Origin of the sequence: Accumulibacter sp. (assembly GCF_032229525.1) — a bacterium.
GTDB lineage: Bacteria > Pseudomonadota > Gammaproteobacteria > Burkholderiales > Rhodocyclaceae > Accumulibacter.
In genome coordinates, this window is record NZ_JAVTWB010000132.1 from 1 (window position 1) to 9,703 (window position 9,703).

The window sequence follows — 9,703 nt, forward strand, 5'->3', positions numbered from 1 at the left end:
CCACAGCGACGGCGTCGCCGGCACCCGCAGGCTGCCAAAGCCCGCCAGCAACAGCAGTGCGCCGGTGACCACGACGCCGGCGAAGGCGGCCATCGCCTTGGTTTCTATGCTCAGCTCGTGCGCACGCCGGGAGAGCACGTTGAACAGGGCAAACGAGAAGCCGGCGATCAGAGCGAGCCAGTCGGCAAGATCCTGCGGCGCTGGCAGACCCCCTTGTGGCGGCCAGAGCATGGTCGCCGCCCCAGCCAGAGACAGCGCGATGACCGACGCTCCGGCACGGGTGAGTTGTTCATCGAGCAGCAGGCGCGACAGCACGACGGTCCACAACGGTGCCAGATAGAAGAGCAGCAGAACGCGTACCACCTGGCCGTCCAGGTTGGCCAGCACGTAGCCGAGGTTGCAGACAGCGGCGGTCAGTGCCAGCCAGAGCAGCGACCACGAGGGCGAGCAGCTGTCAGGCGAGCGGCGAAATACCAGCAGGCCAAGCATGAAGGCGATGGCGTAGGTGATCGTCGACGCGGCAACGCCATCGAACCCGCCGTCGCGCAGAATCCGGTAGGGGTACCAGATGACGCCCCAGAGCAGCGCGCCGGTGAGCAAGGCGCCGACCGCGAAATGCCGTTCACGCGCCGTGCCACCGCGCCGCATCTGCCGCGTGCTTTCTTTCACCGTCAGTCGATGCCCCTTATAATCGCCAGCACGATCCCGCCTTCCGCCACCACAAGCTCACGCCCGTGAATCCCCACCTCAGCAAGCTGCAACCCTATCCCTTCGAGAAATTACGGCAGCTGTTCGCCGGCATCACGCCGAATCCGGCGTTGCGCGAAATCAGGCTGTCGATTGGCGAGCCCCAGCACGTCACGCCGACTTTCATCAAGGACGCGCTGACCGCCGGTCTGGCCGGGCTGGCCGCGTATCCTACCACCCTCGGCAGCGCCGAACTGCGGCGAAGCCTTGTTGGCTGGCTGGCGCGTCGTTACGGGCTTCAGGGCCTCGACGCGGAGACGCAGGTGGTCCCGGTCAACGGTTCGCGCGAAGCCTTGTTCGCCTTCGCCCAGACGGTCATCGACCCCACACGCGGCTACACTCCGCTGGTGGTCAGCCCCAACCCGTTCTACCAGATTTACGAGGGTGCCGCCTATCTCGCCGGCGCCGAACCGCGCTTCCTGAACACCCTGCCGGCCGACGATTACGCCCTTGATTTCGACGCGCTGAGTGAAGCCGAATGGCAGCGCGTGCAGCTGTTCTATGTCTGCTCGCCGGGCAACCCGACCGGCAAGGTGTTGGGCCTCGACGACTGGAGACAGTTATTTGCCCTGGCCGACCGCTACGGCTTCATCATCGCCTCGGACGAATGCTACTCGGAGATTTTTCCCGACGAAGCCGCGCCGCCACTCGGCTGCCTGCAGGCAGCCAGCCTGCTGGGTCGCGGTTTCGAGCGACTGGTGATGTTCTCCAGCCTGTCCAAGCGATCAAACGTCCCCGGCATGCGTTCGGGCTTCGTCGCCGGCGACCCGGCGACGCTCAAATCATTCCTGCTCTACCGCACCTACCACGGCAGCGCGATGAATCCGGCGGTGCAGGCCGCCAGCGTCGCCGCCTGGAACGACGAGGCGCATGTCGTCGAAAACCGTCGCCAGTACCGGGAGAAGTTCGCTGCCGTCACGCCGCGTCTGGCCGAGGTGGTGGACACGGCGTTGCCGGATGCCGGTTTCTACCTGTGGGCGAGGACGCCGATCAGCGACAGCGAGTTCGCCCGCCGGCTGCTCGCTGACTATAATGTGGTTCTTCTACCGGGAAGCACCCTGGCGCGGACCGCGCAGGGGATCAATCCCGGCGCCGGTTTTGTGCGCATTGCGCTCGTCGCCCCACTCGCGGACTGCGTCGAAGCCGCCGAGCGCATTCACTCATTCGTTTCGAAACTCTAGGGAAAACAGCCATGCAGGCAGTCCAGCAAGTCATCGATGAGGCCTGGGAAAACAGAGCCTCGCTAACCCCCGGCAACGCCGACGAAACCATCGGCCTGGCCGTCGCCGATGTCCTCAAGCGACTCGACAAGGGCAGCCTGCGCGTCGCCGAGAAGATCGACGGCGAGTGGGTGACGCACCAGTGGGTCAAGAAAGCCGTTCTGCTTTCGTTCCGCCTGACTGACAACGCAGTGGTCGAAGCGGGTCCGCTGCGCTATTTCGACAAGGTGCCGAGCAAGTTCGCCGATTACGACAAGAACGAATTCATCAGCGGTGGCTTTCGCGTCGTGCCGCCGGCGACCGTCCGGCGCGGCGCTTTCATCGGCAAGAACGTGGTGCTGATGCCCTCCTTCGTCAACATCGGCGCCTATGTCGATGAAGGAACGATGGTCGACACCTGGGCCACGGTGGGTTCTTGTGCGCAGATTGGCAAAAACGTGCACCTCTCGGGTGGTGTAGGCATCGGCGGCGTGCTCGAACCGATTCAGGGCAACCCGACGATCATCGAGGACGGCTGCTTCATCGGCGCTCGCTCGGAAGTGGTCGAGGGCGTCATCGTCGGCGAAGGATCGGTGATCTCGATGGGGGTCTTTCTCGGCCAGTCGACCAAGATTTTCGACCGCGAAACAGGCGAAGTAAGCTATGGCCGCATCCCGCCGGGGTCGGTCGTGGTCTCCGGCAGCCTACCGGCAAAGGGGGGCAGCCACAGTCTCTACTGTGCGGTGATCGTCAAGAAGGTCGACGCCCAGACGCGTGCCAAGACCAGCATCAACGAGCTGCTGCGCAGCGACTGAGCGCTTCCTCATCGCCTACTGAACCGGTGGAAAAGGCATGATCCTCGACAAGCTCTTTCAGGTAATGGGAGACCGGCAGGCCTCCGATATCTTCATCTCGGCCGGTATTCCGATCCACATCAAGATCCAGGGCATCACGCTGCCGGTCAATCAGCAGGTCATGGATCCGGCGATGATCGAAAAGATCGCCTTCGAGCTGATGACTTCGGAGCAGGCCGCGAGCTTTGCCTCGACCAAAGAGATGAACCTCTCGGTTGGCGTGCCCGCACTGGGCAATTTCCGGATCAACCTGTTCCGCCAACGCGGCTCGGTGTCGATCGTCGTGCGTTACATACAGGGCAATATCCCGGCGCTTGATTCCCTGATGCTGCCGCCGATACTTGCGGACCTGGTCATGGAACGGCGCGGCCTGATCCTGGTCGTCGGCTCGACCGGCTCGGGGAAGTCGACCACCATCGCGTCGATGCTCGATCATCGCAATATCAATACCGTCGGCCATATCCTGACCATCGAGGATCCGATCGAGTATCTGTTCAAGCACAAGAAATCGATCGTCAACCAGCGCGAGATCGGTATGGATACGCTGAGCTGGAACAATGCCTTGAAAAGCGCCATGCGGCAGGCGCCCGACTGTATCCTGATCGGCGAGATACGTGACGTGGAAACGATGCAGGCGGCGATTGCCTACGCGCAAACTGGCCACCTCTGTCTCGGTACGCTGCACGCCAACAACAGTTACCACGCGCTCAACCGGGTCATCAACTTCTTTCCCCTCGACGGCCGCAACTCCTTGTACATGGACCTCTCCGTGACCCTCAAGGCGATTGTTTCTCAGCGCCTGGTGAAGACCAAGGAGGGCAAGCTGGCACCCGCCGTCGAAGTGCTGCTCAACAGCTACCACGTTCAGGAACTGGTCGAGCGTGGCGACATTCCGGCCCTCAAGGAGGCGATGGAACAAAGCCTCGCACCCGGGTCGCAGACCTTCGAGCAGGATCTCGTCCGGCTCTATCGTTCGGGGGTGATTACCTTGCAGGAAGCGCTCGATCACGCCGACTCACCGACCAACCTGTCCTGGCTGATCAATAACAACGAAGCCCGGTCCCAACCGGGGGCGCCAGACGGAATGAGTCAGGCGTCGTCCGAGTTCGCGGCGGCCGACATGACCGGCTCGTCCTACAAGGAGTTTGCCCTCAGCCTGAATGACTCCGACGAACGCTAGACCAGGGCGGGAGATGGTAAGCGACAGTGCGCCTGAAGTGACGGACGACGCCACGGTCAAGCTAGCCGAGCAACTCATTTCGTGTCGCTCGGTGACTCCCGAAGACGGCGGCTGCCTGCCGATCATCGCCGGGCGCCTCGAAGCCGTCGGCTTTCGTTGCGAATTCATCAATCGCGGTAGCGTGACAAACCTCTGGGCGCGCCGCGGCCAAAGCTCCCCGCTCCTGTGCCTGGCCGGCCACACCGACGTCGTACCCACCGGCCCACTGGAGCAATGGCACAGTGACCCGTTTCAGCCGGTACACCGGGATGGCCAGTTGTACGGGCGTGGCGCGGCCGACATGAAGGGTTCCCTGGCCGCTTTCGTGACTGCCGTTGAAAGCTACGTTGCCGCCAGCCCGGAACATGGTGGATCGATCGCCCTGCTGCTCACTTCCGACGAGGAAGGCGACGCCGTCGACGGCACCGTCGTCGTCACCGAAGCCCTGCAGCAACGCGGCGAGGCGATCGACTACTGCATCGTCGGTGAGCCGACATCGGTCAAGGCGCTCGGCGACATGATCAAGAATGGCCGCCGCGGCTCCCTCTCGGCGAGGCTGACGGTCAAGGGGGTGCAAGGTCACATCGCCTACCCGCATCTGGCAAAAAATCCGATCCATCTGGCGGCACCGGCGATTGCCGAGCTGGCGCAGACGGTCTGGGATTACGGCAACGAATTTTTCCCGCCGACCACCTGGCAAATCTCCAACATCCACGGCGGCACCGGCGCCAGCAACGTCATTCCAGGCACGGTCGACATTCATTGCAACTTCCGTTTCGGCACCGCCAGCACGCCGGAACAACTGCAGGGCAGAACCCGCGCGCTCCTCGACCGGCACGGTCTCTCCTACGACATCGCCTGGACCCTGGGGGCAAGACCTTTCCTCACTGGGCACGGCGCCCTGATCGACGCGGCGCTGCAGGCGATCCGCGCTGAAACCGGACTGGATGCGGAGCTGTCGACCACCGGTGGTACTTCGGACGGTCGCTTCATCGCCGGGATTTGCCCGCAGGTGATCGAAATTGGCCCGGTCAATGCCAGCATCCACAAGGTCAATGAATGTGTCGAAGTCGCTGCCTTGCCCCGGCTGGCCGCGATTTACCGCCGCATTCTCGAACAGTTGCTGCCCAGCCATGTTTGAACAGGCACAGACTGAACTGCGCACGCTGCGCGACCTGCTGCGTTTCGCCGTCAGCCGCTTCAACGAGGCCAAGCTGTTTTTCGGCCATGGTGCCGACAACGCCTGGGACGAAGCGGTTTATCTGCTACTGCACAGCCTGCACCTGCCGCTCGATCGACTCGAGCCCTTTCTCGACGCGCGACTGAGCAGCGACGAACGCGCCACGGTGCTCCGGATCGTCGAACGCCGTATCAAGGAGCGCCTGCCAGCAGCCTACCTGACCAACGAGGCGTGGTTGGCCGAGTATCGTTTCTACGTCGACCAACGGGTGATCGTGCCGCGCTCGTTCATCGCCGAGCTGTTGCGCGAACAGTTGGTGCCGTGGGTCGAAGACCCGGAGGAGGTCGGTTCGGTGCTCGATCTGTGCACCGGCTCGGGCTGCCTGGCGATCTTCGCCGCGCACGCTTTCCCGCAGGCCGACGTAGACGCCGTCGATATCTCGCCGGATGCGCTCGCCGTCGCCGCACGAAACGTCGCCGACTACGATCTCGAGTCACGCATTCGCCTGCTCGAGAGCGACCTGTTCAGCGGTATTCAGGACCAGTGTTACGAGCTGATCGTCAGCAATCCGCCCTACGTCAATGCGGCATCGATGGCCAGATTGCCCGCCGAGTACCAGCGCGAACCGGTGCTGGCGCTGGCCAGCGGCGAAGACGGACTCGATCTGACGCGCGCCATCCTGGCCGCGGCACGCCAACACCTCAAACCACACGGCCTGCTGGTGGTCGAGATTGGCCACAACCGTGACGATCTGGAGGCGGCTTTCCCGGAGACGCCCTTCATCTGGCTCGACACGGCAGCGGGTGATCAGTATGTCTTCCTGCTGCATCGCGAAGAATTGCCGTGAGCGGCGCGCTGCGCTCCCCACTCCGTTGCGTAGCGATCGCTCGGTTGCGCCTGCTGCTGTTGGCGGTCGTCATCCTGGCAGGTTGCGGCAACCCGGCGCAGCTCGCCACGCTGCCGGCGGGCAGCGCCGTACTCGCCTTCGGCAACAGCATCACCTACGGCAGCGGTGCCGGTCCGGGCGATGACTATCCGGGTCATCTGGCGGCGATCAGCGGCTGGCAGGTGCACAATGCGGGGATCCCGGGCGAGACCGCCGAAGAAGCACGCGGCAGGATCGGCACGCTGCTTGCGCAGACCCGCCCGGCCCTGGTCATCGTCGAGAGCGGTGGCAACGATTTCCTGAGAAGGCGTCCGGAAGCGCTGGTCAAGGAAGACCTGCGCGCCATCGTCGCGTCGATCAGGGCTGCCGGAGCACAGGTGGTGCTGGTCGCCGTACCGAAGTTCTCCCTGCTCGGCGCCGCGACTGGCCGGCTGCCGGATTCGCCGATCTACGCCGAGCTCGCCGGCGAAGAAAAACTGCCGCTGGTAGAAGGCGTTCTCGCCGCTGTCCTGTCAGACCCGGCACTGAAGGCCGACCCCATTCACCCCAACGCCAGTGGCTACCACAAACTGGCGGAAGGCGTTGCCGAGCAACTGACGCGCGTCGGCTTGCTGAAAAAGCCATAAGGGCTGGCCTTTGCCGGCACCCTTGCCGATCGTCACCGCCGGGCCAGACGATGCGCCGGCAGAACCACAGGGACCCCCCCGATGACCACCGATACCCCACAGAGAATCCACCGCCAGGATTACACGCCGCCGCCGTTTCTGGTCGAGCATGTCGAACTCGACGTGCACTTCCACGCCGACGGGGTGCTGGTCAACAGCCAACTGCGCCTGCGGCGCAATCCGGCGGTGGCGCCCGGCCAGCCGCTGCAACTCGACGGCCAGGGACTGCAGACGATCTCGGTGGCGATCGACGGCACACCGCTCGCCAAAGACGACTACCGCTGCAGCGACTCGCTGCTGACCATCGTCAATCCTCCGGACGCTTTGACGCTGAGCACGCAGGTGCGTATCGATCCCGACCATAACAGCAGCCTGTCCGGGCTTTATCGCTCGAAAGACGGCTATTTCACCCAGTGCGAGGCGCAGGGTTTCCGCAGCATTACCTGGTTTCCCGATCGTCCGGACATCATGTCCCGCTATCAGGTGACCCTGCACGCCGACAAGGCCAGCCTGCCGGTGTTGCTGGCCAACGGCAACCCTGCCGGCAGCGGCGACGAGGGCGCTGAGCGCCATTGGGCCCGCTGGGAAGATCCATTCGCCAAACCCTGCTACCTGTTTGCCATGGTCGCGGCGCGTCTGGAGGTGCTGCGCGACCAATTCACCACCAGCAGCGGGCGAAGCGTAGAACTCGCGGTCTTCGTCGAGCCCGGCAAGCTCGACCAGTGCGCGCACGCCATGGATGCCCTCAAACGCGCGATGCGCTGGGATGAGGAGGTCTTCGGGCTCGAATGCGACCTCGATCACTACATGATCGTCGCCGTCGGCGACTTCAACATGGGGGCGATGGAAAACAAGGGCTTGAACGTCTTCAACACCAAATACGTCCTGGCGCGTGCCGATACCGCGACCGACAGCGATTATCAGAACATCGACCGGGTGGTAGCGCATGAGTATTTTCACAACTGGACCGGCAACCGCGTCACCTGTCGCGACTGGTTCCAGTTGTCGCTGAAAGAGGGGCTGACGGTTTTCCGCGACCAGCAATTCGGCGCCGACATGCACAGCCCGGCAGTTACCCGCATCCGTGAAGTCCGCGGCCTGCGGGCGGCGCAGTTCCCCGAAGACGCCGGCCCGATGGCGCATCCGGTGCGACCGGACTCCTACATCGAGATCAACAACTTCTACACCAGCACGGTCTATGAAAAAGGCGCCGAAGTGGTGCGCATGATCCAGACGCTGATCGGCAAGGAAGCCTTTCGGCGCGGCATGGATCTCTACTTCAAGCGCCATGATGGTCAGGCGGTAACCTGCGACGATTTTGTGGCGGCGATGGCCGACGCTTCGGGATTCGACCTGACGCAGTTCAAGCGCTGGTACGACGTCGCCGGTACGCCCCACCTCTGGGCCAGCGGCAGTTACGACCCGGATGCGCGGCGTTACACGCTAACGCTATCGCAAACGCTGCCCGGGGGGGAATCCTCCGGCGAGCCCTTTCACATTCCGGTGGCGATCGGCCTCAGCGGGCCGCACGGCGACGACTTCCCGCTGCTGCTCGCCGACGAGGGCGGCGCTGCCGGCAGCGGCCGCACGACACGGGTCCTCTCCTTGACCGAGAACGAACAGCGTTTCGTGTTTGAGGACGTGGCCGCCGCGCCGGTACCTTCGCTGTTGCGCGATTTTTCGGCGCCGGTCATTCTCGATTTCTGCTGGAGCGATGAAGAGCTCAGCCACCTCCTGGCGCACGATAGCGACCCGTTCAATCGCTGGGAGGCCGGGCAACGCCTGGCCGGGCGACTGATCCTGGCTGGCGCCGAAGACGTTTCCGTCGGTCGGCCGCCAAATTGGCCGCAGACTCTGGTCGAGGCCGCGGCACAGCTTCTGCAGGGTGCCGAGGACGATCCCGCCTTCACCGCCGAAGCGCTGACCCTTCCCGGCGAAGCGACTCTTGCCGAAGAAATGGCGATGGTTGATCCGGATGCCCTGCACGAGGCGCGCAACAGCTTGCGCCGTTTCGTCGCCGAACAACTGGGCGGCGCGCTCCGGCAATGCTACGAGGCGCTGGCGCCAGACGGACCCTACCAGCCGACGCCGGCTGCGGCCGGGCGGCGGGCGCTGCGCAATGCCTGCCTCGGATATCTGGGCGAACTGAACAGCGAGGAAACGCGAGCACTGGCGATGCAGCAGTTTGCGTCGGCCGACAACATGACCGACCAGTTCGCGGCGCTGGCGACACTGGCGCAGCAGGATTGCGACGAGCGCTCGCAGGCTCTCACCAGCTTCTACGAACGCTGGCAGGACGAGGCGCTGGTGGTGGATAAATGGCTGGCCGTCCAGGCCGCCAGCCGGCTGCCTGATACGCTGGCGGTGGTCAGGGGACTCCTCGATCACCCGGCGTTCGATCTGCGCAATCCGAACAAGGTGTACGCGCTGCTCAACACCTTCGGTAACAACCACGTTCGCTTCCACGCCGCCGACGGCAGCGGTTACCATTTTCTTGCCGAGCAGATTGGTCAGCTCGATCGCCTCAACTCCCAGGTTGCCGCGCGCTTGGCACGGCGTTTCGATCGCTGGCGGAAATTCGACGAACCGCGCCAACAGCAGGCGAAATTGGCGCTCGAAGCGCTGCGCGCCATCGACGGACTGTCTTCGGATGTTGCCGAGATCGTCGGCCGGGCTCTGAGTCACTACGCCGCACGGCAGGCGGTCATCGCTGCACCAGGGCAGATCGCCGCCGGCAGCGTTGGAGCAGACCGGCCATCGGGATGCCAGAGCAGCCGCTGCGTGAGTGCCGGGCCGGCCGAATCTCGAGATAGTTCTTGAGGGAGCTGGTTCAGCTATGTATAATCTCGCGCTCAAACACGGTAACGCGCCCGTAGCTCAGTTGGATAGAGTACTTGGCTACGAACCAAGGGGTCGGGCGTTCGAATCGCTCCGGGCGTACCACGGAATCAAG

General features: G+C 63.9%; 8 protein-coding genes and 1 tRNA gene. 8 read left to right on the top strand and 1 reads right to left on the bottom strand.

Annotation, left to right across the window (positions count from 1 at the left end; genetic code table 11):
- On the bottom strand, window positions 1-669 hold a 669-nt coding region (locus tag RUW20_RS08960), incomplete at its 3' end, for an EamA family transporter (RefSeq protein ID WP_313951856.1).
- Window positions 670-734: 65 nt separating this feature from the next.
- Between RUW20_RS08960 and dapC the strand changes: the two genes are divergently transcribed.
- The 8 genes from dapC (at window position 735) to RUW20_RS09000 (ending at window position 9,693) form a co-directional block, all read left to right on the top strand.
- On the top strand, window positions 735-1,928 hold the full coding sequence (gene dapC / locus RUW20_RS08965; protein WP_313951857.1) for a succinyldiaminopimelate transaminase: 1,194 nt from the start codon (window positions 735-737) through the stop codon (window positions 1,926-1,928).
- Window positions 1,929-1,939: 11 nt separating this feature from the next.
- Complete coding sequence (gene dapD, locus RUW20_RS08970) at window positions 1,940-2,761, top strand: 2,3,4,5-tetrahydropyridine-2,6-dicarboxylate N-succinyltransferase (RefSeq protein ID WP_313951858.1); 822 nt, start codon at window positions 1,940-1,942, stop codon at window positions 2,759-2,761.
- 37 nt (window positions 2,762-2,798) lie between these two features.
- Window positions 2,799-3,980 carry a PilT/PilU family type 4a pilus ATPase gene (locus RUW20_RS08975; protein ID WP_313951859.1) on the top strand — a complete coding sequence of 394 codons (1,182 nt, stop codon included), beginning with the start codon at window positions 2,799-2,801 and terminating at the stop codon, window positions 3,978-3,980.
- A 13-nt stretch (window positions 3,981-3,993) separates the two neighbouring features.
- Window positions 3,994-5,160 (top strand): succinyl-diaminopimelate desuccinylase, encoded by a 1,167-nt coding sequence (gene dapE / locus RUW20_RS08980; protein WP_313951860.1) that lies wholly within the window; start codon window positions 3,994-3,996, stop codon window positions 5,158-5,160.
- On the top strand, window positions 5,153-6,046 hold the full coding sequence (gene prmB, locus RUW20_RS08985; protein ID WP_313951861.1) for a 50S ribosomal protein L3 N(5)-glutamine methyltransferase: 894 nt from the start codon (window positions 5,153-5,155) through the stop codon (window positions 6,044-6,046). Before dapE ends, prmB begins: the two co-directional genes overlap by 8 nt.
- Window positions 6,043-6,711, top strand: coding sequence for a GDSL-type esterase/lipase family protein (locus tag RUW20_RS08990; protein ID WP_313951862.1), 669 nt, complete (start codon window positions 6,043-6,045; stop codon window positions 6,709-6,711). The genes prmB and RUW20_RS08990 overlap by 4 nt, the downstream gene beginning before the upstream one ends.
- Window positions 6,712-6,792: 81 nt before the next feature.
- A complete protein-coding gene (gene pepN / locus RUW20_RS08995; protein WP_313951863.1) occupies window positions 6,793-9,570 on the top strand; it encodes an aminopeptidase N in 2,778 nt (925 codons plus the stop codon).
- 46 nt (window positions 9,571-9,616) lie between these two features.
- A tRNA-Arg gene (locus RUW20_RS09000) sits at window positions 9,617-9,693 on the top strand.
- Window positions 9,694-9,703: the final 10 nt, after the last annotated feature.